General features: G+C 56.1%; 21 protein-coding genes and 1 pseudogene. 14 read left to right on the top strand and 8 right to left on the bottom strand.

The window, feature by feature from the left end; genetic code table 11:
• Nucleotides 1-61 precede the first annotated feature (61 nt).
• Nucleotides 62-1,600 (bottom strand): MFS transporter, encoded by a 1,539-nt coding sequence (locus tag QZ869_RS12450; protein ID WP_296105117.1) that lies wholly within the window; start codon nt 1,598-1,600, stop codon nt 62-64.
• A gap of 454 nt (nt 1,601-2,054) precedes the next feature.
• Here QZ869_RS12450 and QZ869_RS12445 point away from each other — a divergent pair, with 454 nt between their 5' ends.
• From QZ869_RS12445 to QZ869_RS12435, 3 genes are all read left to right on the top strand, one after another.
• Complete coding sequence (locus QZ869_RS12445; protein WP_296105115.1) at nt 2,055-3,116, top strand: efflux RND transporter periplasmic adaptor subunit; 1,062 nt, start codon at nt 2,055-2,057, stop codon at nt 3,114-3,116.
• Between the two features lie 14 nt (nt 3,117-3,130).
• On the top strand, nt 3,131-6,220 hold the full coding sequence (locus QZ869_RS12440; protein ID WP_296105113.1) for a multidrug efflux RND transporter permease subunit: 3,090 nt from the start codon (nt 3,131-3,133) through the stop codon (nt 6,218-6,220).
• A gap of 471 nt (nt 6,221-6,691) precedes the next feature.
• Nucleotides 6,692-7,615 carry a nucleotidyltransferase and HEPN domain-containing protein gene (locus QZ869_RS12435; RefSeq protein ID WP_296105112.1) on the top strand — a complete coding sequence of 308 codons (924 nt, stop codon included), beginning with the start codon at nt 6,692-6,694 and terminating at the stop codon, nt 7,613-7,615.
• A 159-nt stretch (nt 7,616-7,774) separates the two neighbouring features.
• Here the strand turns inward: QZ869_RS12435 and QZ869_RS12430 are convergent, their stop codons facing one another.
• Entirely contained in the window at nt 7,775-8,131 is a 357-nt protein-coding gene (locus QZ869_RS12430; protein ID WP_296105110.1) for a cupin domain-containing protein, read from the bottom strand.
• A gap of 462 nt (nt 8,132-8,593) precedes the next feature.
• Between QZ869_RS12430 and QZ869_RS12425 the strand changes: the two genes are divergently transcribed.
• Together QZ869_RS12425 and QZ869_RS12420 are read left to right on the top strand one after the other, a co-directional pair.
• On the top strand, nt 8,594-9,559 hold the full coding sequence (locus QZ869_RS12425) for a DUF3829 domain-containing protein (protein WP_296105108.1): 966 nt from the start codon (nt 8,594-8,596) through the stop codon (nt 9,557-9,559).
• Nucleotides 9,560-10,488: 929 nt separating this feature from the next.
• Nucleotides 10,489-12,342 (top strand): ABC transporter ATP-binding protein, encoded by a 1,854-nt coding sequence (locus tag QZ869_RS12420; RefSeq protein WP_296105106.1) that lies wholly within the window; start codon nt 10,489-10,491, stop codon nt 12,340-12,342.
• A 140-nt stretch (nt 12,343-12,482) separates the two neighbouring features.
• Here QZ869_RS12420 and QZ869_RS12415 read toward each other — a convergent pair whose 3' ends face one another.
• Nucleotides 12,483-13,634, bottom strand: coding sequence for an NAD(P)/FAD-dependent oxidoreductase (locus QZ869_RS12415; RefSeq protein ID WP_296105104.1), 1,152 nt, complete (start codon nt 13,632-13,634; stop codon nt 12,483-12,485).
• A 103-nt stretch (nt 13,635-13,737) separates the two neighbouring features.
• Here QZ869_RS12415 and QZ869_RS12410 point away from each other — a divergent pair, with 103 nt between their 5' ends.
• Entirely contained in the window at nt 13,738-14,358 is a 621-nt protein-coding gene (locus QZ869_RS12410) for a TetR family transcriptional regulator (protein ID WP_296105103.1), read from the top strand.
• A gap of 280 nt (nt 14,359-14,638) precedes the next feature.
• Here QZ869_RS12410 and QZ869_RS12405 read toward each other — a convergent pair whose 3' ends face one another.
• Nucleotides 14,639-15,469, bottom strand: coding sequence for a DUF429 domain-containing protein (locus QZ869_RS12405; protein ID WP_296105101.1), 831 nt, complete (start codon nt 15,467-15,469; stop codon nt 14,639-14,641).
• 180 nt (nt 15,470-15,649) lie between these two features.
• Between QZ869_RS12405 and QZ869_RS12400 the strand changes: the two are divergent.
• Nucleotides 15,650-15,954: pseudogene (locus QZ869_RS12400) on the top strand (helix-turn-helix domain-containing protein).
• 121 nt (nt 15,955-16,075) lie between these two features.
• Here the strand turns inward: QZ869_RS12400 and QZ869_RS12395 are convergent.
• Complete coding sequence (locus QZ869_RS12395; RefSeq protein WP_296105098.1) at nt 16,076-16,522, bottom strand: hypothetical protein; 447 nt, start codon at nt 16,520-16,522, stop codon at nt 16,076-16,078.
• Between the two features lie 442 nt (nt 16,523-16,964).
• Here QZ869_RS12395 and QZ869_RS12390 point away from each other — a divergent pair, with 442 nt between their 5' ends.
• The 5 genes from QZ869_RS12390 to QZ869_RS12370 all read left to right on the top strand — a co-directional run bounded on the left by QZ869_RS12390 (nt 16,965) and on the right by QZ869_RS12370 (nt 20,343).
• Entirely contained in the window at nt 16,965-17,711 is a 747-nt protein-coding gene (locus QZ869_RS12390; RefSeq protein WP_296105097.1) for a phosphoglycerate mutase family protein, read from the top strand.
• A gap of 153 nt (nt 17,712-17,864) precedes the next feature.
• Nucleotides 17,865-18,086: a type II toxin-antitoxin system VapB family antitoxin gene (gene vapB / locus QZ869_RS12385; RefSeq protein ID WP_296105095.1), complete on the top strand. Its 222-nt coding sequence runs from the start codon at nt 17,865-17,867 to the stop codon at nt 18,084-18,086.
• Between the two features lie 94 nt (nt 18,087-18,180).
• Entirely contained in the window at nt 18,181-18,987 is an 807-nt protein-coding gene (locus QZ869_RS12380; protein WP_116494911.1) for an AraC family transcriptional regulator, read from the top strand.
• Nucleotides 18,988-19,057: 70 nt separating this feature from the next.
• Nucleotides 19,058-19,735: a phenylalanine--tRNA ligase beta subunit-related protein gene (locus tag QZ869_RS12375; RefSeq protein ID WP_296105090.1), complete on the top strand. Its 678-nt coding sequence runs from the start codon at nt 19,058-19,060 to the stop codon at nt 19,733-19,735.
• Nucleotides 19,732-20,343, top strand: coding sequence for a LysE family translocator (locus tag QZ869_RS12370; RefSeq protein ID WP_296105088.1), 612 nt, complete (start codon nt 19,732-19,734; stop codon nt 20,341-20,343). The genes QZ869_RS12375 and QZ869_RS12370 overlap by 4 nt, the downstream gene beginning before the upstream one ends.
• A gap of 301 nt (nt 20,344-20,644) precedes the next feature.
• On the opposite strand, the gene QZ869_RS12365 is transcribed toward QZ869_RS12370, so the two are convergent.
• Nucleotides 20,645-21,883, bottom strand: a complete 1,239-nt coding sequence (locus tag QZ869_RS12365) for an MFS transporter (protein WP_296105085.1) — start codon at nt 21,881-21,883, stop codon at nt 20,645-20,647.
• Between the two features lie 418 nt (nt 21,884-22,301).
• On the opposite strand from QZ869_RS12365, the gene QZ869_RS21795 reads away from it, so the two are divergent.
• Nucleotides 22,302-22,553 carry a type II toxin-antitoxin system ParD family antitoxin gene (locus QZ869_RS21795; RefSeq protein ID WP_367115332.1) on the top strand — a complete coding sequence of 84 codons (252 nt, stop codon included), beginning with the start codon at nt 22,302-22,304 and terminating at the stop codon, nt 22,551-22,553.
• A 2-nt stretch (nt 22,554-22,555) separates the two neighbouring features.
• Nucleotides 22,556-22,915 (top strand): type II toxin-antitoxin system RelE/ParE family toxin, encoded by a 360-nt coding sequence (locus tag QZ869_RS12360; RefSeq protein WP_296105083.1) that lies wholly within the window; start codon nt 22,556-22,558, stop codon nt 22,913-22,915.
• A gap of 160 nt (nt 22,916-23,075) precedes the next feature.
• Here the strand turns inward: QZ869_RS12360 and QZ869_RS12355 are convergent, their stop codons facing one another.
• Nucleotides 23,076-23,498 (bottom strand): type II toxin-antitoxin system VapC family toxin, encoded by a 423-nt coding sequence (locus QZ869_RS12355; RefSeq protein ID WP_296105081.1) that lies wholly within the window; start codon nt 23,496-23,498, stop codon nt 23,076-23,078.
• Nucleotides 23,495-23,761, bottom strand: coding sequence for a type II toxin-antitoxin system Phd/YefM family antitoxin (locus tag QZ869_RS12350; protein WP_296105079.1), 267 nt, complete (start codon nt 23,759-23,761; stop codon nt 23,495-23,497). Before QZ869_RS12350 ends, QZ869_RS12355 begins: the two co-directional genes overlap by 4 nt.
• Between the last annotated feature and the right edge of the window lie 884 nt (nt 23,762-24,645).

The raw sequence follows: 24,645 nt of genomic DNA, 5'->3' as shown, positions 1-24,645 counted from the left end.
ATTTCAGAAAAGCTTGATGCGTGGTTCAAGAGGTCAGATGGCCGAAGGACGCGACTGCACACTAAGCACCAGCCTCGACATTTTTGAGGGCAAAGAAAACGGCGCCTGCTAAGACGCCAATGAGCGTACCCGCTGCCGTCAGCAGCACCGCATGCGCGGCAGAAAAGGCATTTTTGCCCGCTTCTACGAGCTCCGTTGCGAGGTCGTCCGGCAGCGTCTCGGCCAAGACTAAGGTATCGCCTATGGAGCGGCGTGCGGCATCGACGATCTCCGCGGGGATGCCAGCAGGCACCGCCATCGCGCCCATGTAGATTGCAGAAAGAGCAACGCCGAAGAAGGTGATGCCGAGGCCAGCGCCAAGCTCGTATCCTGTCGCCTCCAGAGATCCTGCCGCGCCCGCCTTGTCGGCTTCGACCGCGCCCATGATCGCGATCGATGATGCAGTCAGGCCGATGCTGAGCGACAAGCCAAGCATGGTGAGGCAGGCCGTAACGACAAGGCCTTGATGGTGAAAATTGGACTGCGCCAACATAACGAGGCAGACCGCTGCTACGGCAAGCGAGGTGGTGGCGACGACGCGAAGACCAAGCTTGGCTGACAGGAAGCCCGCGAGCGGCCCCCCGGTGGCCGCGGCCACCATGATGGGCAGCATGAACAGGCCAGCCTGGAGCGGTGATTTGCCGAGCACGAATTGCAGCTCCTGAGCGATGGTAAGCTCGACGCCAGCGAGCGCGCCAGCCGTGACGATCGCCATGGCGACACCGGTGACAATCGCCGGGCGTGAAAAGAGTGTCACATCAAGCATTGGATTTGCGGCAGACCGCTGGATGCGCACGAAGCTCAGAAGAGCAGCGAAGCCGATCAGGGCGGCTGTAATCACGACCACCAGCGATTGCTTCCCGGCAAAGCCGCTTTTGATGGCAAACACCAAGCCGATGATCCCCACGATTAGCAACAGCGCCTGGCTTATCTGCCACTCGCCTGATGAGACAAATTCCCTTTTTGGCAAGATGAGTGCGATGATCGGCATGATGACCAGGACCACTGGAACATTGATGAGAAAGACCGACCCCCACCAGAAATGCTCCAGCATCGCGCCGCCAACCAGCGGGCCGATAGCGGCGCCAGTAGCACCGACAGTGCCCCATAGGCCAAGCGCAATGGCACGCTCACCAGCGTCCTCAAAGGTTCGACGAATGATACCCAGCACGCAGGGCATGATCATCGCAGCACCGCAGGCAAGCAGGATGCGTCCACCTATCAGCATCCAGGGGCCGGTCGAAAATGCTGCCACAACTGAAGCCATCCCAAAGATTACCAGCCCTGTGAGCAGAATCTTTCTATGGCCGATCCTGTCGGCCAGCGTTCCCATCGGAACGAGCAGCCCCGCCATGAGCAGCGAGTAAATATCGATGATCCAAAGGACCTGCGTGGTGGATGCCTGCAACGCGAGCGTCAAGGACGGCACGGCGATGTGCAGGATCGTCATATCGAGCACGACAGGTAGAAACGCTAACATGACCGCAATGAGAATGATCCATCGCCGCGCGTGAACAGGGCTGTATTGCGTTAGGTTCTTCCGGTCCGCTGGGGGCGTCATTATTTTCACCATCAGATTGAATCGAGCGCCGCGACCTCCTGCTATGCGTTCGAGGACGTCTCAAGCGCTAACGCTAGCGGCGGGGTTTGATGGTCTCGTGGAGAAATTGTGGAGACTTCATGGAGACGAAGAAAGCCGAGTAGCTGTGCTGAGCATTGGTTCGTGCGCTCGCCAAGCGATGTGCAATCCAACACGGAGTTTCGAGACGCTGATCTTTGATCCGCCTCGTCTGGCAATTTGGTCGAGTCTTGGGGCCTCCACGAAATCTCGATAAAGCCTGCACATCTCACCGATTCTGAAATTCTAGACGGTCGCCAGTCGAAAAGGTTGTCAAAGAATTGGACGGTGGACACTCATGCTGTGCAGATCACGCTTCTGGAGATTTGGCGTCTTATGCTTGCCAATCATTCTTCTTTCTTGCAGCGACAAAAGCAAGAATGAGGACAATGCAGAGGTGGCAGCGCCTGCCCGTGTCAGTGTCATGACAGTCCAACCGGAAACGGTGACGGTCTATGACGAACTGCCGGGCCGTGTTTCTGCCTACCGTACGGCGGAGATCCGCGCGCAGGTTAGCGGCATCATTCAGAAAAAGCTCTACACCGAAGGCGTTTTCGTCGAGGCTAATACCCCGCTTTTCAAGATCGACCCTGCGCCATTCTCCGCTGACGTGGATGCAGCAGCAGCTGTGCTTGCGCGTGCGGAGGCCGAGTTGTTGAACGCGCAGATCAAATATGATCGAGCAAAATCGCTGTCGGCCCGAGAGATCACCAGCGCAGAATCCTTCAACAACGCCACTGCGGCGCTTGCCCAAGCCAAGGCAAATGTGGCGGAAGCCAAAGCCATTCTGGCCCGCCGAAAGCTCGAACTCTCCTATGCAACCATCCGCAGCCCTATCAGCGGGGTCATTGGTCAGTCGTTCATGAGCGAGGGCGGACTTGCGTCGTCCTCTGGCACATCGCCGCTTGCCGTGATCCAGCAGATCGCCAAGGTTTATGTCGATGTCCGTCAGTCGGCTATGAGCCTGGAGGTTCTGCGCGATACTGCTGCCGAGGCGGGTTCGCAGAATCCGGACGAACTGCCGGTCAAGATCATGACCATTGCAGGCAAGCCCTACAGCTACGATGGGAAAATTCAATTCTCGGATATTTCGGTAGACAGCGCCACAGGCAGCCTCGGCATTCGCATTCTCGTTAGCAATCCGGATGAACAGATGCTGCCGGGCATGTACATCCGAGCGTTGGTGCCGCGCGCGGTCTACGGCGAAGCGATCCGCGTTCCCCAAGAGGCGGTTATCCGCGATTTGGCTGGCCGGCCACAGATAATCGTCGTCGGCGCGGATGGGGTTGGCGCGCGTCGAACGGTCGTGCTCGGACCGACCGTCGACGGCCAATACATCGTTACAGGCGGCCTGGCCGCGGGGGAGACGGTGGTCGTTCTGGGGCAAGATCGTGTCGAGAGCGGGCAGAGGCTCGAAACCTCTCCCTATTCAGACGCCGCACCAGAAAAAAAACGCTAAGGAGCGGACGCAGTATGCCGCAGTTTTTCATCAACAGGCCGGTTTTCGCCTGGGTTATCGCTATTTTGATCATCATTGCAGGGGTTGTTTCAATACCCCAACTTCCAGTTTCGAGGTTCCCTGTCATCGCTCCGCCGAGCGTGTCGATCTACGCCACCTATACCGGGGCAACACCGCAGACCATCAACGACAGCGTCACAAGCTTGATCGAGCGCGAGCTTTCGAGCGCAAAGAACATTCTTTATTTCGATTCCTCGGCGGACTCCTCAGGCTCCACAACCATCACCGTCACCTTCAAGCCGGGCACCAATCCGGAACTCGCGCAGGTCGACGTTCAGAATCGTCTTAAGGCGGTGGAATCGCGTCTGCCGGAACAGGTTCGCCGCGCGGGCTTGACGGTGGAATCCGCTTCATCCGGCTTCTTGATGATCGTATCGTTGAAATCTAAGGATGGTTCGCTCGACGCGCTTGCGCTCGACGACTATCTCGTGCGCAACATCGCTCCGGAATTGAAGCGTGTCCATGGCGTCGGCCGCGTACAGTCCTTTGGCTCCGAAGCCGCGATGCGGATCTGGATCGATCCGATCCGTCTCGTTGCCCACTCCATCTCGATGGCTGAAGCGACGCAGGCCATACAGCAGCAGAATATTCAGGTTGCTCCTGGACGTATCGGTGAAGCGCCGACTGTACCGGGTCAGAAAGTCACCGTACCTCTGAATGTCAGCGGGCAATTGCAGACCCCAGAGCAATTCGCACAGATCATCATCCGCTCCAATCCCGACGGTTCCAAATTAACGCTCGGCGATGTTGCGACGATCAAGGTGGGATCGCAGAGTTCGAGCTTTTCCATTCTCGATGGTGGCAAGCCCGCGACGGCCGCTGCCATTCAGATGATGCCTGGCGCCAATGCGGTGACTACCTCGACCGGTGTGCGCGAGCGTCTTGCTGAGCTATCCACTACGATGCCTCAGGGACTGGAATATGCGATTTCTTACGACACAGCGCCGTTCGTAAAGGTCTCCATCCAGAAGGTGGTTCAGACACTTGCGGAAGCCATGATCCTGGTGTTCCTGATCATGCTGCTGTTTCTGCAAAATCTTCGTTACACGCTTATACCCGCCATCGTCGCGCCAATTGCTCTGCTTGGAACATTCGCGGTGATGCTGGCGATCGGCTATTCGATCAATGCGCTGACGATGTTTGGCATGGTTCTCGCAATCGGCATTATCGTCGACGACGCCATTGTCGTGGTTGAAAACGTAGAACGCTTGATGGCGAAGGAGGGGCTTTCGCCGCTCGAGGCCACTCGCAAGGCGATGAGCGAAATATCCGGCGCGGTTATCGGCATCACGCTCGTTCTGACGGCGGTCTTTCTGCCGATGGGTCTGGCGTCCGGTTCTGTCGGTGCAATTTATCGGCAGTTTACGGTGTCTATGGCGGTTTCAATCCTGTTCTCGGCCTTTCTCGCTCTCAGCCTGACACCTGCACTCTGCGCCACCATCCTGAAGCCGGTCAGTGCAGAGCAGCGCCAGCGGAAAGGCCTTTTCAGCTGGTTTAATAGGAGTTTCGAGCGTTTGACCGCCGGCTATACCTCCTACGTCGAGGCTCTCGTGCGCAGGACCGGGCGGTCGATGGCCGTCTACATCGCGGTTGTTGCAGCGGTCGTTTACGGCTATGGAACGATCTCTACGGCGTTCGTGCCGGAAGAGGATCAAGGGTCATTCATGACGTCCTTTACCCTCCCGGCAGAAGCCACGGCGGAACGAACCCGTACCGTAGTCGATCTATTCGAGGAGCACGTCAAGACCAGACCGGACATTGCCAACAATCTGACAATCATGGGATTTGGCTTTTCGGGTTCCGGGCCTAACACTGCGATGTCGTTTACCACGCTTAAGGACTGGGGAGAACGAAAGACGAGCATCGACGCCGAATTGGCCGCTGCGGCCGCAGCAATGGCCGGTGCCCGTGAAGGTGAGATATCGAGCCTCAAGCCCCCGGCGATCGACGAGCTTGGCACGACCTCCGGCTTTGCCTTGCGGCTTCAGGATCGCGCTAATCGCGGCGAGAAGGCGCTTGCCGAGGCTGCGGCAAAGCTGACAGAGCTTGCAGCACAGAGCAAGCTGGTCACCAGTGTTCGTGTCGATGGATTGCCCACCGGTCCGAGCGTTACATTGGACGTGGACCGGGCCAAGGCCGGTGCCCTTGGCGTTTCCTTCCTCACGCTCAGTGACACGCTTGCCGGGGCGATCGGCTCAACCTACGTGAACGACTTCCCACGTGACGGACGCCTGCAGCAGGTCATCGTCCAGGCTAAGGCGGCAAGCCGCATGCAGGTGGAAGACGTACTGAACCTTCATGTGCGCAGCGATGCCGGCAAGATGGTTCGGCTTTCGGAAATCGTTACGCCACGTTGGTCTACCATGCCTTTGCAATTCACCCGGTATAACGGATATCCTTCCACAAGCATTTCCGGGTCCGCGGCTGCGGGTGTGTCCAGCGGTAGAGCGATGGCGGAGATGGAGCGGCTTGCTGCCGAGTTGCCGAAGGGTTTCGCTGTGGAGTGGACCGGCCAGTCGCTTCAGGAGAGGCAGTCGGGCGCTCAGGCACCGATGCTGATGGCGTTCTCATTCCTGATCGTCTTCCTGGTTCTGGCGGCGCTTTACGAAAGTTGGACGGTGCCATTATCAGTGATGCTAGTCGTCCCGCTTGGCATCATCGGCGCTGTGATTGCCGTACATCTGCGCGGCCTGGAAAACGATGTCTTCTTCAAGGTCGGCCTGATTACACTCATCGGCCTATCCGCCAAAAACGCCGTGCTGATCGTGGAGTTCGCGCGCAGACGCCAGCAGGAAGGAGAAGCGCTCCTCGACGCCGTCATCACCGCCTCTCGTCTGCGTCTGCGCCCAATCGTCATGACCTCGCTGGCGTTTACCCTCGGTATCGTACCACTGGTGATCGCCAAAGGTGCAAGTTCCGAAACGCAGAACGCGATCGGCACAGGCCTTTTCGGCGGCATGATCTCGGCGACCATTCTGGCCGTGTTATTTGTTCCAGTCTTCTACGTTGTCGTGATTTCCTTCAGACACCGCTGGACACGGTAGAGGAGCGAAAATTGCTATTTCCAAGCCAACTAGAGGTCGACGCTGTAGCGCGAGCCTATGGAGGTTTGATTGGAGAACACGATTCTGCGATCCCGGTCGGACATTTTACATTACAACCTCGTGTTGTTTCCGACATCGTTTTTCTCCTCATGTTCAGGAAGACTAACCCAGCAGGATTCAGCTGGTTCCAGCCATCGAGTGGCGATGCACTGGCCTTCGTGTCAGTTCGTTTGGTTGAACGGTCTGGCGCGCAGAGCTTGTTCTCTCTTCAGAGACGCAAAGCACTCGTGTGAGATCGCATCTGTGAAAGCCGACATGACGAACGGGCGGTCGTGCCCGCGGCATCCGACCTCCAAAAGTCGACTAGCACTTTTGCCATTTGATGAATGTTGCGAAGCGTATAAGGTCCATGGATACCACCAGCGCGACAAGATCGCAGCGACAATCGGAAGCCAGTCAGACCCCGTTCCCATGATGAAATCCTCCCTCGATCATATTCCGCATAGAAAGCAGCGAGAGCTCTCCCGTGCGCTCGAGATCCTGCACGAGGAGTTTGAGGATGCGCTGAACCAAGGCACGGCCGACTTCAAGAAGCGCGGACGCATTCTGAAAATCATCCTCTTCGGTTCTTATGCCCGCGGCACCTTTGTCGATGAGCCGCATACGATGAAGGGCTATCGCTCGGATTTCGATTTGCTGGTGATCGTCAACAATCGCAAACTCACGGATCATGCGACCTATTGGTACAAGGCGGCAGACCGGATTATCCGGGACAGCTTCATCGAGACACCGACGCAGTTCATCGTACATTCTCTGCATGAGGTGAATACTGAGCTGAAGAAGGGGCACTACTTCTTCTCGGACATCCGCAAGGAAGGGATTGTTCTTTACGAGCTTGACGACGAGCCGTTGGCCGAGCCGAAGCTGTTGACGGCTTCTGAACGCTTGGGGGTGGCACGGGAGCATTGCAGAGCAAGGTTCGAGGCTGGCACCGAGTTTTTCGTTCTTTCAGGTCATGCTCGCAGCAGTGGCTTTACCAAGAGAGCTGCTTTCCTTTTGCATCAAGCCATTGAGCAAGCCTACTCCTGCGTCCTGCTAACCCTGACCAACTATGGGCCTGCCTCGCATAACATTAAGTTCCTGCGGTCGCTTGCGGAAGAGCAGGATCTGCGCCTGGTGGAAGCGTTTCCACGCGATCACCACAGGCAGAGAGCCTGGTTCAACACGATCAACGAAGCCTATGTTAAGGCTCGGTATTCGAAACATTTCGAGATTAGCGAAGAGGCGCTTGTGTGGCTTGGTGAGCGGACGGCGCATCTCCTGGAATTGGTGAAGGTCGTGTGCGACGAGCATATTCAGAAGCTGGAGCGCGATGTTTCGCGCGGGCAGCCGTAGCGTCAAGATTTGATCGTCAGGCTGTTGGCTCTGCCAGTCCACTCTTCAACTTGGCAAGCAACCACAGCTCGCGTCGTCATGGCGTGCTCACGACCGTCTCGGCCCAGTTCGACATGGTAGACCGCTCCGGGCTTTGGCTTGAGAAGGGGCGAAGTTCTTTCAGATGCGGGGCTTGGGAGCCGGTTCGCGATCTGAATTACCCGAATTTGGTTCGCCCTTCGGTTCTATCAGTAGAACCTTGACCTCGTTTTTTGCTCGTGGGCGATGCACGACCCCTTTGGGGACGACGAACAGCTCGCCGGCCTTAATAGTGCGAGACGGCTCTCCCTCGATATCCATTTCCATCTCACCCTCGAGGACGTAGAAGAAATCATCAGTCGTATCGTGCTTATGGAAAGGATATTCGCCGATAAACCTGACGACCATCACGTCATTGTCGTTGTAGTCGGCGATCACGTGAGGGTTCCAGTGGCTTGAAAACTGGTTGAATTTCTCATCGAGATTGATTGTTTTCATTCGAATTTTCTCGCTGTTCGGATGCGTAGAAACGACATGTTTCAGTGACTTTTGGACGCTAAAGTTTCTTGACACGGAAGGTAGCACCCGGTCTTGAACGATCGTGCACAAATGACCGGTTGCGAGCTACCCGGCGCAAGCCAAGGAGCCAACCCGTGAATCCGTTTTTTTTAAGTGGAGCAGGTGGCCATCCCGACGCCATGCATTTCGATTTTGCCTGGAGACTGGCGTTAGGCTTCAAATCGCTCCTGTGTGTCCACACTTCGCCCTTGAGGTAGATGAACAGATTCATTGGCGTCGATGTCGATGGCGATGACGATGCGGACGCTGCCAAACGACAGACTATATTGAAGACGAAATTCAAACTCCAAGGATGTAAATTGCGTCGTCGAAAGTGAACCTTGTCGACATAAATCAATTTAGCTGATCATGGCGGCCATTAGCAGAACATAGGGGCATGACATGGGGCATTTTTACCGCGCATTAGCGGCAACGTGTTCGGTTTTGGCACTTGTCGGGCTGGCTGGCTGCAATGGCGAAAGCGACGAACAACCCTCGAAGAAAGCAGCAGTGGAGGGCTCATCAGCTTCCAGTCAGACGAAACTTGCAAAATCGAACGCCTACATCACTGCAGCGAATGAAAGTTCAGGCATGTTTGCAAGGGCATTGGCGTCCTATCAGGACGTTATCGCTCCCCAACTCTCCAGTAGCCGTCCCCTGGAGCCCTACAACGTAGTCCCCGTCCAGCAGCTCACCAAAGTTCGCACCCGTTTGGAAGCGGCCGCTGCAATGGAAGGTTCCATTCCAGAGCTCGACCCGGCGGCACGTGATTACGCGGCTGCAATTGCCGCTTTCGAGCCTGTCAACAATGGTCTGTCCAATTACGCCCAGTCCAAAGGTTTTTTGACGGGTGGCTGCGCCAAAGCAAGGGCAGAGGATCAAGCTTACGTCGCGGCGTTGACGAAGGTCGTGGAGGCGGAAAAGGTGTTCTTCGAAAAAATCGAGGCTCGTGACGAACGGTTGATGCGCGAGGCCTATGATAAAGCGCCAGAGGGCAGCGCGGCGCGCTACCGAGCGGGCATTGTCCTTCGCAGCAAGGCAGCGATGAAGAAGGTCGTGACTGTCTTCAGCGAGCCTGGTGACATTGCTACGCGAAAAGCGTTTGCGGATGACCTCAACGACATGGCTGAGATGGTTGAGAAGTGGGACCGTGCGGTCAGAGCCGAAAAGCCTGACGGATGTCCGGCTCTTCAAAACAGTTTCAACTCAGTGATTGCAGACGGGCGTAAGGCAATCCAGAGCGCCGAAAAAGGACGTTTTAGCCCGGCATCCGGCACGCCATCTTCGGTTATTCAGTCGGAGTTCAGCATTCTTCAGCAGAACTTTTCCATGATGATCCTGCGGCTCAACCAACCCTTCTTTTGTTGAGGGTGCGGTTGGTCTCTGGATCGCGGCAGAAGTAGCCTGACTGGTCATTGGGCGGCCGCACTGAGCCCCCCAACGGGAGGGTTCAGACATTCAGTAGTAAGGAGTATCGATGAAATTTCCCTTTGCGCTTCTGCCTGTTGCAGCAATGCTGGTCTGTTCCTTTGTGGCGTCGACATTTGCTCAGAACTTGGAGCCTGTTCAGGTCGGGGGCGACGCGGAGTTCGATGCTTGCGCGAGCCAGGGACAGATCGCTCGACTTGATTCAAAGGGTGACAACTTCCTCTCGGTTCGCAGCGGACCTCACTCAAAGCGACAGGAACTCGATCGCCTCCGGGAGGGTACAAGCGTCATCATTTGCGAAAAACGCGGCCGTTGGCTGGGCATAGTATATCCCGCGCCAGGGACGACGACCGATTGCGGTTTGTCCTCTCCACGGACTAAGCGCTCACCTTACACCGGGCCCTGTCGCTCGGGCTGGGTATTCGACCGCTTCGTGGATGTTGTTGCAGGATGAGGTAGACGGGTGCCTGGGCGCGGAGATTTGAACGGTCCTCGTTCTTGCGTCGCATCCGTTTGTACGCTTCCTTGAGGGTCCGTGGGTCGCAGATCGAATGTTCAATTTGCGCCGCTCTGCATCATGTCGATGGTGACCGAAACAACCGGCGCAGGTATGCCCACTGCGTTAGAGCGTTATCCGCCAAGATGGTTGGGGTCTGTCGAACATGCGGACCGTGCACTTGACGATGCACGGGACCCGCAAATCGTCTCCGCTCTCTGATAAATGGATGATGGTAGCGACGTCCGCGATTGGCCCGAAGCAGCCCCAATTGTTCTCCTTGGCTCGATTTGTGGTTGAGATCGCTACCTTAAGATGTTTTGTTCTGCAAGTTGAACCCTCGCCCTCCGTCCCATCCAGAGTTCGAGCGACCATGTCGATTTCAGATGCACTCTACCGCCCATTCGAAAAGCTGATTGAGCCACTGGAGATACCTTACCGGCCACTACCGGCCAGCGGACCAGGGGCTGTCCTATTGCATTTCATATCTATGTTTCGCGGCGTCCTGATCGCCTTGGCGCTTTCAGCGATGGCCATGGAGGCCATCAATCTGTCCATCGTCTGGGGACTGACGGTCGTCGTTGATGGTGTTAGTCAATCTGGTGCAAGTGCATTCCTTCAGAGCGAGTGGCCACTTCTCGCTTTCCTTGCTTTCCTGATATTTCCAGCGATGCCGATTGCGTCGTTCATGCTCAACACGCTCCAGTCACATACTCTTGGCATCGGCATGCCAGCCGCTATTCAATGGCAGGGTCACAAGGCTGTTGAGCGTCAGGATCTCGCGTTCTTTCATGAGCTTTTTGCAGGTCAAGTTGCCTCGCGACTGCAGCAGGTGGCGTCTGCGGTCCAGCAACAGATCATAGCTGCGTTCCAGACCATTCCTCGGTTCTTGCTGCAGATGGTTGGCTCTGTGATCCTCCTCAGTTCACTGTCCTGGCAACTCGCGCTGCCAGTTGTTACCTGGATAGTACTCAATATCGCGTATACGGTAAGGATCGTTCCCATCTTTGCCGAAAGCGCTCGTCGGACGGCCAACCAGCGGAGCGTTTTGTCAGGTGCGATCACCGACCTCTATACCAATATGCAGATGATTAAGCAGTTCGCCGCTGAAGACAGTGAGGCCGGCGCGATCCGACGTGCCATCCTGACGACTGTGAAGACACAGCAGAGAGAACAACGGGTATACCGCACCTCGGAAGCGACGGTTGTCATTCTCAACACGCTACTCTGGGTGACCATGCTGACGATCGGTTTTTCTGGGCTTCTCAAGGGCTTCCTATCGGTTGGCGAGTTTGTCGGTGCAGTCTACATTCTGCAGCGCCTGTCAGCGCAAATCTTCACCTTCCTGCAAGTGGGCCAGCAGGTCTTCCAAGCGATCGGCACCATCAAAGACGCCATGCCCGTCATGACGACGCCGCCAACGATCACGGATCGGTCGGATGCCGCCGATCTCCAAGTTGAAGCAGGTGAGGTAAAGTTCGAAAATGTCAGCTTCGCCTACAAGTCGGGTAGGACGGTCATCGACAAGTTGTCACTGTCGGTTAGGGCCGGCGAGAAGGTGGGCCTTGTTGGACTTTCGGGGGCGGGAAAAACGACACTCGCAAGCCTTCTGCTACGCTTCTATGACGTGAAGGATGGCACGATCCTGGTGGATGGACAGGATATTCGCGCAGTCACGCAGACGAGCCTTCGACGCGCGATCGGGGTCATAGCTCAAGATGTTTCTCTTCTTCACCGCTCTGTTGGAGACAATATCCGATATGGCAGGCCGGATGCGACGCAGGAAGAGATTGAGAGAGTGGCGAAAATGGCAAGCGCCGATGGCTTCATCGCCGATCTTTCCGACGGTGAGGGCCGAAAGGGCTACGACGCCTTCGTCGGCGATCGCGGCATCAAGTTGTCGGGTGGTCAGCGCCAGCGGGTCGCCATTGCTCGCGTACTGCTAAAGGATGCCCCGATCCTGGTGCTGGATGAAGCGACGTCGGCGTTGGACAGTGCATCCGAGGCCGCTATTCAAGAGAAGCTGAACCTAGCCATGGAGGGTAAAACGGTGATCGCCATTGCGCATCGCCTTTCCACTATTGCTCGGATGGATCGGATCGTTGTGCTCGACCAGGGACGTATTGTTGAAGAAGGCAGGCCGGAGGAATTGATCGAAGGCGAGGGGCTGTTCGCCAGCCTGTGGAAACGCCAGACGGGTGGTTTTATTCCCGAGGAATTGAGATGAACGACGTGCATTTAGTTCGCTCGAAGAGCGTGGGCACTATATGTTACGGCTCTCGTACGGAACATTTTCAGACGCTGGAGCGCGATGTCCCTCAAAAGACAGACGTAAACCAGACTTCAATCAAGGCCCTCGCTAGTGTTTTAATAGTCGAGACCCGCGATCCGCCGGCCGATCGCATTTCGTGCCGATGGTATGCAACCGATCCTGCTCAAGAGCCCGTTGCGGACGGTACAGGCGGTAGGTGATCGAAGCGTGGCAACTCTCGTCATGCGATCGGTAAGACGGACGACAGACCGTGCCACCTTTTGTCGAGCGTCAGCCCAACCCAACAGCTGACTGCGATCTCCCTTCATCGCATGGAGGAGGGGATCGGCAAGTGAAACGGCGTCCTGGATCCCGGTATTCATGCCCTGGCCGCCGGCGGGACTATGAACATGTGCGGCGTCGCCGCACAGGATGAAGTTGCCGGAGACGACGCTGCTTGCCAGTCTGTGATGAACATGGAAACGTGAGCTCCAGATGACATTGTTGATGCGGCCAGGCTCACTGGGCGGAGCGCGTTCATCAAGCAGTCTCTGGATGAACGACATGTCGGGTTGTTGTGGTGGTTTGCTGGCAGTCGCGACAATCCGGTAACGGTCATGCGGCAGAGGCGCCACCACCATCAGCCCTTGAGGGGCAAAGAAAAGATCGACCTCGGAGCGGGCAAGCGGCCAGCTCATTTCGACATCCGCGAGGACAAAGTCTTCCGCATACGTGCCGCCGGCGAATGCTATGTCGGCAGCCTCTCTGACTTTGCTGTTAAGTCCGTCGCATCCGACAATCCATGAGACAGGCATGTCGATGTTCCCGGTCGGACTTTTCAAATGGGCGACAAGCTGATCCCCTTGTTGGACAACAGTGTCGAGTTCTGTCGCCCATTGCACCTCAACACCAAGGTGCTGCAGACGTGAGCGCAGGATGGCTTCGGTTTTATCCTGTGGCAGCATGAGCGTGAATGGATGGCGACCTGGCAGTGCGCCGAAGTCTATGTCGAGAAGCAACCGGTCACGATCACGAACGCGGAATCTTGGCACGATAATGCCCTCTTTGAGCAATTTTGCCGTGACGCCAAGCCGTTCGAGGACCTCCAGGGTCTGTGCATGGATGACGGCGGCGCGCGATGTGTTAGCGCCTTGTTTTTGCCGGTCGATGATTATAACGCGAGCGCCTCGCTGCCTTAGGGCAATTGCCAGAGAGAGGCCGGTTGGCCCAGCGCCAACGATCAGGGTTGGTGAAACATTGGCTGACATGACCGCTACACCTCGCTCCTAAATGCAAACACATGTTTGCACAGTGTGCTTAAGATGTAAACATGTGTTTGCATACCGCGACCATTGATGGCAGGTTAAGCTCATGACTCAGTCGAGCAACAAACCCCAAAACCTAAGGTCTCAACCCACGAGAGATCGCATTCTGGCAACAGCGCGGGAATGCTTCTCTCAGTGTGGTTTCGAGAAAACGACGATACGCACCGTTGCGGCCGGCGCTGGCGTGGCACCTGCAATGGTCATCCGCTACTATGGCAACAAAGAGGGCCTGTTTGCAGCAGCTGCCAGGATTGACCTGCAGCTACCCAGGCTAGATGGCGTTCCATTAGAGGGGGTGGGGGAGGTGTTGGTCCAGCATTTCCTCGATCGGTGGGAAGGTGCGCGCAGCGACGGGCAGCTGCAGGCGCTGCTGCGTGCAGCGATCAGCCACACCGGCGCACGGGAAGAGTTGGGCCAGATTTTCGAAAAGCAGTTGTGCGCTGCGATCGATCGGGCGGGTGTCGATCAACCGAGTACGAGAGCAGCACTCGTTGCATCACAGATGCTCGGGCTAGCGCTTGGGCGATATATATTGGAGCTCGAGCCACTTGCTACTATGTCGCCTGACACGATCACCCTGCTCTTTGCGCCAACCATTCAGCGATACCTTTCGTTCGAGCTTCCGGCGGAGCTTACGCAAAACGCGGTCTTCCATCGAGACGATTAGGCAAGGAGTTATCCTACACCCACTTGCGCGGGTTGGTAAACGATCCGTCGGCTGGGTTGATAAGATCGGCGGCCTATGCGGCGATTGGCGCAAGTCGGAGCGACCTGCTTTGAGTATGGGGTGCAGCTCTTGGCAGCGCCGATTATGATTTCACCCTTCACATCATGGTGGCCTACGGGGCCGACTGCGGCCTTTTTATTTTCGCCCAGGCAAACACTCTCCCGGCTCCAGCTTGTATGCCATTCGACGTCCTCACGATCAATGCGGTGCCCAAATAGGTTCATGGGCGTTTGCCGAAGATATGGGATTCGCGAACGTGGGAATCGGGCTTAACGGGCGCGACTATGTTGCAGCGAAGGGCACCCAGATGGCAGATGTCTCGTCGCCATAGGCTGTAGCGGTACCCTCCAGAACACATGTGCCGACCCAGGCAATCCTCGAAGGCTTTCAATTCATAGCCTCGCGAAGACGGGTCTGGTAAAGGCAGAGCGAATGCCACGCCCTCGATGCGATGGTCGAGCAGGCTGACGATGTCTGTCCAGACACTTAAGAGCTTAGCCCGACGATCGATGAGGCTGTCCTCCGGCCAGTATTTACGAGATTTAGCGTGTTTGTAGGGGAACCTTCTCTCTGCCTTTGCCAGTTCGATCAGAGCCGGATGCGGATAGACTTCGATGAGAGCAGGAAAAGATGCTCCGGATGTCAGGAGCGGGTAGCCTGCTCGTCCAAAACCCAAGGTCAACTGGTCACTGAGCTTTCCGGGCCGGCTTTGGCTTGGCGTATGAGTACCAGCATGCCTTGATCCATAGAGTGAAGAGATCGCATTATCGGAAACGCGTCGCCCAGTAATGGGGTCGTTCGACAAAGGCATGTCGATTGCAACGACACTGACTGGCGTTGCGGTGAGTTCAGCCGTCTTGGAGAGGAGAGCGTGAGGGTCGGGCGTCGAACCGCGATGCCTCGCGCTCTTCAAGGGATCTTTGGAAAGAAACGCCTGGTAAGACGCTGCAACCCGAACAAGTCGCCAATTGACGCCGTGGCGTTCAACCGCAGCTACGCCACTTGGCTCTGTGGACGTCCATGCCGCGTCGATACCGAGAACTGCTGTCATGGAGTATCGCTATCTCATGTTTGGACTGCTTGCGCTATCCAAACGTCGTTGCTGCAAACGTAACCTGAAACGACGATGACGTTTCGGTCGCTCGGAGGGGCAAGTCTTTATGGCGCTTGTCGCACAGGATACGCGTACGTATCATCTTCGTTTGGAAAGATTCGTTCGGAGATCATATCGATGAAGTCTGAAACCTTGGTTAAAATAGGTGCTGTTCTAAGGACGGCGCGAAAAGGCTTGGTTTAACGCAGGAGCAGGTCGCCGAGATGGCTGGCATATCGCGCCCACGCTACCGCGAGATTGAGACCGGAAGTAGTGCTGCCCGCGCAGCGACGCTGGTGAATATCGCGCGTGCGCTCGGTCTCGAGTTGATGTTCATCCCGCAGTCGATGGTGCCGGCTGTCAATGCGCTGCTTCAGCCGCATGACCGCGACGAGGATTTGCCAGCGTTCGTTCCCAGGTCCGATGGTGATGCTGATGCCTAACCCGGATCTCGATCCAAGGCTGCATCTCGTCGCTTGAGTTGGTACGGAAAGAGCGGGATGTTGATGCTATCTCGATAGTCGTCGTTCAGATGGCAGCCCGTCGGATGCCATGTCATGCTCGTCAAAGAGGGATAATTGGCTTGTTCTCGAAGCGAATTCTAAAGTTTCGGCGCTGGAAGTCCTCCCGGAAACAGACGAAGACAAGTTCGAGATCATGGGACGCGTCGTGTCTGCCGAGAAGGCTGAAAGAGGCGACGATGACGCCGTTATATCCACGGGTAATTCGAAACGCCGCGTTGCACATCACAATCGCATCAGGATCTGCACGGTCCTGGCGACGCTCATAGATGACCCAGAAGCGGGCGGCTTTCCAGGTCACTTCCAGTAGTTCTCTGACTTTGGCGAGGAACTCTTCGGCGCTCATGGAGGGCCCCCACGGCAGCGGCGTCTCGCCGGCATCGTCTGCGACACTCAAATAGCCGTCGTATTCAATGCCGGAGTTGAGCAGTTGCTCGATCCTGGAAAATGCGTTGTCTTCAGAAATCGTCGTCTTGAACAGGATTGCCATAACCGGGCTGTCTCATCGATATCGGTTCGTTGCGGGTAGAACATCCATACGATGAATACCGGTGCTTTGCGCTTCAATTGAAAGAGCGGAATTTATCGGGCACCGAGGTATGCTTGCTTGGCGAGGCGATTGGTGGACTTTTGTCGACAACTACGAGGGTGTTAAACCAGCCTCTGGTGAGGCTTTGAGCTGCCACGCGATGCGTTGATTTGAGCTATTCGCGAGCGAAGCTTGTTTATCTTGACCGCCAGGAATGTCGTGATCACCGATCAATTTTCCCCATCAGGTGGGCGATCATAGTAATTTACTAACCGTATGCCGGTCTGCAGTCTCGCGGCTTAGAGTTCATGTGATAATGGATGGTCTCGAAGGTCACCATTCTATCGATCTGTCGGTGAAGGTTGGGAGAGGTGGCGTCCAATCCCTTGTAGCAGGATAGCTCATGCGCATCTTTCTTGTTCGTCACGGCGAATCCCTGGGTAATCTGGACGAGCGGGCTTACAGTCAGTTTGGCGATCACAATGTCCCGTTGACGCAGTGGGGATATCGCCAGGCTCGTGAAGCTGGATCTGTGATCGCAGCCTACATTGCAGGACTGGCCGAACCGGGGTTAAAGCCGCTGCGCATATGGTACTCACCGTTCATGCGCACGCGCCAAAGCAAGGACGCTCTACTCGACGCCTTGCCTCCCAAGAGCATCGGCAAGGTCCGCGAGGATTATCTCCTGCGGGAGCAGGATTTCGGGCTCTTCACGGAAATTTATGACCATGCTGAGCGCAAGCAGAAGTTTCCCGACGAATTCGAAAAATGGGCGAGACTACGCAGCAATAGCGGCAAATTCTATGCCCGGCCGCCCGATGGCGAAAGTCGTGCCGATGTAGCGCAGCGGATGCGGCTGTTCCTGCAGACTATTATGCACGAGGCGCGGCACGGCCACGACAATGTGGTGATTGTCGGCCACGGTGTTACCAATCGTGCCTTCGAGATGAGTTTCCTTCAGCATCCGGTTGACTGGTTTGAACGATCCGTCAATCCCGGTAATTCGGACATTACGCTGATCGAGGGGGCGCGCGAGATCGGATACACCTCCAGGCTGCTCCATCAAGCGAGTGATCGTCAGCCTGGCCAGAAGGAACTGCGAGAGGTATATGGCGCGCAGGTAACCGTTAGGCCAGGGCCGCAGGCATGAGAGAGCTTCATTGAGCGCTTCAGGTCGAAGATCAGCACATCAGTCGGAACCGGTTCGTTAACAGTTTTGGTCAGTGCGAGATTGTACACCGCTTCGACATTTCCCACTGGAACGGCTACCATTAGGTCTACTCGCTGCGGGGGAGATGAAGAGTTGGAGCAGGGCACAGTTTTTAAGACCAATCGTGGTCAAGCGGTCCGCCTCCCGAAAGCAGTCGCTCTGCCGGATGATGTTAAACGCGTCGATATCGTTGCGATTGGACGCACCCGCATCATAGCGCCGGCCGGTGAGATATGGGATAGCTGGTTCGACGGACCCAAAGTGACGGCTGACTTTGTGGATGGGCGCGACCGGCCTGCTGCGCAGGAGCGCTAGGCATCGAATGTCAGGAATTAAGCGACAACTCTAGCCATTGAACGCTCCGCGGTTCGCATGGTTTGATCCACCAATTCGCTGTGGTCTCGCACATATGACACAAGGGAAATTCAAGATAGTCAGTGCCCGGATGAGAGGCGTGGATGCGGTTTTGGCCGACACGTCTCATACGTTCGGTCGACATACCCATGATCAATTCGGGATCGGCGTCATCCTACGCGGTGCGCAGAAGTCCATGAGCGCACGCGGCATCGTGGAGGCTGAGGCCGGCGATGTCATCACGGTCAATCCCGGCGAGGTGCACGATGGCTCACCGTTGGGGGAGAACGGCCGAGCCTGGCAGATGCTCTATTTCGACCCGGCTGCCGTGGCTGGCGCAATCAGCGACCTGACGGAAGGTAGTGCCGGCAGCGCGGAGTTTTCATGCCCCGCCTTGCGTGATCCGGCATCGGCGGCGTGTTTCCTGTCTCTCTTTCGGGCGGTCACTGATCCGCACGGCGGCCATAGCGAGATCGAAGGTAGGGAGAACCTGTTGCGGCTGCTGTCACGGCTTATCGAGCGCCGAGATCAAAAGCCACCAAGTGCCCCCACGGCAATTGGACAAGCGCGCGAGCGTATTGACGATGATCCCTCTGCGCCGCTGTCGCTGGGCGAGTTGGCTGCAATCGGCGGGGTCAGCGAGTTCCAGCTTGTGCGAGGCTTCTCGAAGGCGACTGGCCTTACGCCACATGCGTATCTCGTCCAGCGCAGGCTGCAAAGAGCGCGACAGATGATTGCCGGTGGCACGACGTTGGCGGATGCGGCGCATGCATGCGGCTTCGCCGACCAAAGCCACATGACACGGCTTTTCATCCGCGCTTACGGCATGTCGCCCGGCGTCTACGCTGCCGCGATGAAGTAAGCTGCAATTTCCTTCAAGACGTTGCACGGCGAGCCCCGGCATATGGTTCGAGATCAACCGAGCCAAAAATATGCCCACACAGTTTCGCTACGCACCTGAAATCCGACACCAGTTCCCGCAACTTTGCTCACGCACGCTCCTTGTAGACGGCATCAACGCGAAGTCCGATGCTTCCACCGAGATCGCACGACTAAACGCAATTGCCGACAAGCGGCTTGTCGCTGCCAGCGAAAGCGAGCTTCCCGAGGTACAAGCGTGGCGGCGTGCCTTCGCCACGATGGGCCTGAAGCCGACTCAATATCGATGTGCGTCCGAGGCTCTATTACGGCGCTACCGGAAAGAAGGGTCACTTCCCAGCCTTCATCCGCTGATCGACCTGTGCAATGCGGCTTCGCTTGCCTTCGCTATTCCGGTCGCGGTCTTTGATACGAGCAAGATCATGGGCACGATGACCGTTCGGTTTGCTCGCGGCGACGAAACCTATGAATCCTTTTCCGGTGACATCGAGCACCCCGAAGCCGGCGAAGTCATCTTTGCCGACGATGACGGACGCGCCCATGCGCGCCGTTGGACGAACCGGCAAAGCGGCTGGTCCGCTGTTCGTTCCACTACTGCGCAAGCTCTGGTCGTCACCGAAGCCCTGCACGAAATGGGTGATGAGGATACCGCCGCCCTCACATCCTCGCTTGCCGCGGCGCTGTCCGCGATCTGGCCCGCCGCTGCGCTAACACGAATGGAACCGGTATGACGCTTGAATTTCTACTGACCTCGTTGATCATTGTCGCATCGCCCGGCACCGGTGCGATCTACACGATGGCCGCCGGTCTCTCGGGCGGCGCACGCGCTAGCCTCGTTGCAGCCTTCGGCTGCACGCTCGGTATTGTCCCGCATATTCTGGCTGCGATCAGCGGCCTCGCCGCCCTGCTGCACACAAGCGCACTTGCCTTTCAGATACTCAAATACCTCGGGGTAGCCTATCTGCTCTACATGGCATGGTTGATGTTCCGTGATCGCAAAATGCTAAGCCTGAACGAAGAGGCAAGCATCAAGAGCGTTCGGCAGGTGATCGTCTCTGCGATCCTCATCAACCTACTCAACCCTAAGCTCTCGATTTTCTTCTTTGCCTTCCTGCCGCAATTCGTGCGGCCCGGCGATGCAGCACCTGTTAGCAGTATGCTGGAATTGAGCCTGGTGTTCATGGCGATGACCTTCGTGATCTTCACTACCTATGGAGCCTTTGCCGCCGCTGTGCGGCGCCACGTCGTATCCAGCGCTTTGGTGCAAGTATGGATGCGGCGCGGCTTCGCGGTAGGTTTCGCCGGTCTTGCTGCGCAGCTGGCATTCACCCAGAGATGAAGTCTCTAGATATCGCAGATTTTTTAACACTTGAAATATGCCCTAAGGCGGGCTGGCTGCAAGCCTCCACCGCGCTCTATAATGTATGATCATTTTTACAGTTTGTGCGACCGCTAGGTAGTTTTTAGCGACATGAAGAGCGTTCAGACTACACTTTCCTTCGACAAGCATGAGCTGATCAAGTGGTCCAGGGCTTGATCACATTGCTCCGTTCAGTTCGTTTTCCGGATGGCCGCTAGCCCGGCGCGAGACACATTGAAATCACAATCGGAATGTCCCAGTTGACACGCGATCATTCCAATCAAGTTTTTTCGGGCGCCTCGAGACTATCGATCTTCCGAAGTTTGGGAAAACGCGCTGCCCAGATGGCTGCGACCATAAGCGTGCCGATCCCACCGATGACGACGGAGTGCGCCGCGCCGAAAACGGATGCCATGCTGCCCGCGCGAAATTCGCCCAGTTCGTTGGAAGCCCCGACGAAGACCATGTTGACGGCGTTGACACGGCCACGCACTTCATCCGGTGTCCAGAGCGCGATCAGCGTTTCACGAACATAGACCGACACCATGTCCGCTGCGCCCATTACCACCAGGGCGGCAATGGACACCCATGGCGTAGCTGAGAGCCCGAAGACCACCGTTGCTGCACCAAAAAGGGCAACGCCTGCAAACATCATCACGCCGGCATGGTGGCGGATCGGATGGAAGGCCAGAAAGATTGCGACGACGATCGCGCCAATGCCTGGTGCCGCGCGCAAGAGGCCAAGCCCCCACGGCCCAAGCGTCAGCACCTCCTTGGCGAAGATCGGCATCAGCGCGACCGCGCCACCTAGAAGAACTGCGAAAAGATCGAGAGAGATCGCGCCTAGCACCACCTTTTCATGAGAGATGAACCGGAAGCCTGCGAGCATGCTTTCCAGCGTCACCGCGCGTGATGTTGTTCGCTGCTCCGGCTTCCCGATCATGAGTGCAAGGATAGCCGAGAGCGCAAAGAGCACGAGGGCGACCGAATAGGCGACAACCGGGCTTGCGCCATACAGCAGACCACCGGCAACCGGGCCGAGAATGGACGCCAGTTGCCATGACGACGAATTCCAAGCAATGGCATTGGGCAGATCGCTTTCCGGCACCAGATTCGGCGCAAGCGACTGCACAGCCGGACCCATAAACGCCCGCTCTATGCCAAACAGGATGAGAATGAGGAAGACGAGCGACGGCGTAAAGGCATGCGCCAGGGTCAGTCCCAAGAGCGCGGCCGCGCAGGCACAGGCAACGAGTAGGCAAAGCGACATGATCATGCGGCGATTATGACGGTCTGCGACCGTTCCGGTCACCAGAATGAGAAGCAGCGATGGCAGGAACTGAAAAAGCCCGATCAGGCCCAGATAGAAGGCGTTGCCCGTGACCTCATACATCTGCCAGCCGACCGATACGCTGACGATCTGCACTGCAAAGGCGGAGAGGAAGCGTGCGGAGAAAAATTGCCGGTAGGCGGGATGGCGAAATGCGCCGAAGCGGTTTTCGCTGGCAATTAGGGACATTGAGCTAATCTCTTACAAAGTGGGTACGGCTTGGATAGACCATGATGTCATATAATACGAGATGACAATGCGCTTTAGCGGCTGGAGATATTCGCTAGCAAGGTGAAACCATTTCGGCGACAGGCTTCGCTTGATCTCTACTGCCCAAGGCTTTTGGTCTGGAGGGGTGAGCAGAAAGATCGATCTCGGGACCGGCCGTCGCCGCTGTTGGCGCAAGGCTACAACGGGAGCATTTGACCTCACGGATGGGGTCGGACATAGTATTAGGGCGACGACCCCTAAGGTGCGGACGATGTGGAAGCAGCTGTCGTCCGGCAGAGATCTTCAGGATGGGCGAAATGACGGAGAAAGGTCGTGATGAATATTGACAATATATGCTACGCGTTCGATAATTTCAGGAGAACGAAAGGGCAGTCTGATGCCATCCGGTAGCATTCACGTAAAGGTTAGCGGGACTTTGCAAGACCATATACAGCGGCAAATCGGCGACGAGGGGCTGTATGAGAACGCCAGCGAATACATCCGTGCTCTGATCCGACGGGACCTTCACACGCGAGACGAAGCGTGGGAGGCTCTTCAAAAGGAACTAGCTCCCGCCATGCGCGCGGATGATAGCGAGTTTGTGGCAGTGACCGCCGATGATGTAATTCGCCGCAACAAACGCAGCTGATCATGCCCGTGTACCGTTTTTACGCCCCTGCCGACGCAGCGCAGGATAAGATTTGGCGTGACACAGTGGAGCAATGGGGCGAAGCGCAAGCCGAGTCCTACCTGAGAGGGTTGCACGCGCACTTGCATCGTCTCTGCGGCAATCGTCTTCTCTGGCGGCGTCTTCCGGAAAGGCTTGCTGTGCCATCCGACGTAAAGCGTGAGGCCTATTTCAGCCGTTACGAGCGTCACTATCTGTTCTTCCGGACGCTGGATAACGGCGATCTGGGCGTGATGAGCATTCTGCACGAGAAAATGGATATGGCGGTTCGTCTGAGAGAAGATCTTGCCGCCCTCGATGCAAGAGGCAGCGATTCCGACTGAATCAGCCAGAGGTTAAGCCTCGGCAGCAATTCATTATTTAATCTCGCCAACGCTTAGCCTTCCAGATCGAGGGTGTTTTTTACGAATTTGGCCCTTAGATGCCAAATGCAGATGGCGCAGCGTTCCGACTAATTGGAACTCTCCAACGAACAGGACCTGATCAAGTCTTCCACGGATCGATGATATTGATTCCGAGGCCTTCGAAATCTTTGGTATTGCGCGTCGCTAGCGAGAAATGATGAGCGACGGCAGTGGCTGCAATCATCCCGTCCATCGAAGCGAGCCCGCGGCCGCTTCGCTTGGCGAGCGCCATGAGATCGCCCCAGGCTCGGGCGACAAGTCCCTCCACCGGAATGATCCTCTTTTCGAAGCGTTGGGGCAGATCATCCGTCAGCCATTTGTCGAGTGCTTCTTGCTTTCTGCCCTTATCCATCAAAGCGACACCGCGGCGAATTTCAGCGATCGACACGATGCTGATGAACGTACGGTCTTCGTCTAGCTCGTGAAGCCACGTCAAGACATCTTCATTTGGGCGTGGTTTCGTTACTTCCGACAGAACATTTGTATCCAGGAGCAGCATCACAGCGCCGGGTCACGTGGTTCGTCATGCTCTCGTTCAAAGTCCAGATCCGCGCCGCGCATAGGCGATGCCAACAGAAATTCTGCCAGTGATCCATTACGTCCGGTTTTCCTCTGCCACTCTTCTGCGGAAACGACGACCACGCTCGGCTTTCCGTTGCGGGTAATCGTCTGAGGTGCCGATTGCGCGCGTTCCATGACTTCCGAAAGCTTTGCTTTCGCGCCCGCGACCGTCCAGTCCATTTCACCGTGTGTTGGTACTTTCATCACTTCGACTTTAACCATAATGACTATAGTGACTATAATAGGTGAACAGTCGTACTGCAAGCGCGTGGTAGTGAAAGTTAACCTCAGCTACCTAGCGCTTGAGAAATCGCTATTGAAGCATTGGCTGCCGACATTTTTCTCCAGGAGTTGGGAGTGACGAGACAAAGGGTGGTGGTCGAGTTATCTTCGCTGATCAGGCCGCGGCCCTGAGATCGAAATTCGCTTGGATCACGTCTTAAGGGACGTGAATTTTTCCGTCTCCAGTTTGTTCGAATATATCCCTTTCCAACAACGCGGACGTGTCCTTGTGTACGCTTGAGGTCACGTTCGACGGCGTTGGCAAGTCAGCGTATACTCGATGGGCCGATCTTCTGAAGGTTCTCAATCAATTCTCCATCTTTGGGGCTAATGGCTGAAATAAGCTGCGTCGGCGACGAGAAGTGTCAACGACTGCAAAGGTGGCGAGAGAGGGCTCCAGGGTATATTGTACCTATATATACTATGTTTATACATATACTTTCTAGTTTATAATATATATATGGAATAATTTATCAAAATTCGTTTGAGCGCGCTTGTTTTATAAGCGGCACCAGTTCACCAGTGTAGAGATTGGCGCGCTTAAGATAGATTGGCTGAGGCTGAAAAATATAAATTACTTTAAAGCTGTTCTGGGAAGGGGGTTTGGCATGGATTGGTTTTGGGTGCATTTTATTTGCGAGGGCTGATGATTTTGACTGTTGTAAATAGACGATTTTATAGTTTTTGTGGTTATGCGGAATCAAAAACGCTGGTGAATCCTAGGGTACGCGGATAAGAAGGAAGGCTGGAATGTGCTGATAATTGGCAGCGATCAATCATAATAACAATATCATGATATTGTTATT

Source organism: uncultured Agrobacterium sp., assembly GCF_913777885.1.
Lineage (GTDB): Bacteria > Pseudomonadota > Alphaproteobacteria > Rhizobiales > Rhizobiaceae > Agrobacterium.
Note: the sequence above shows the minus strand (reverse complement) of the source record. Positions and strands in the feature narration are given on the sequence as shown.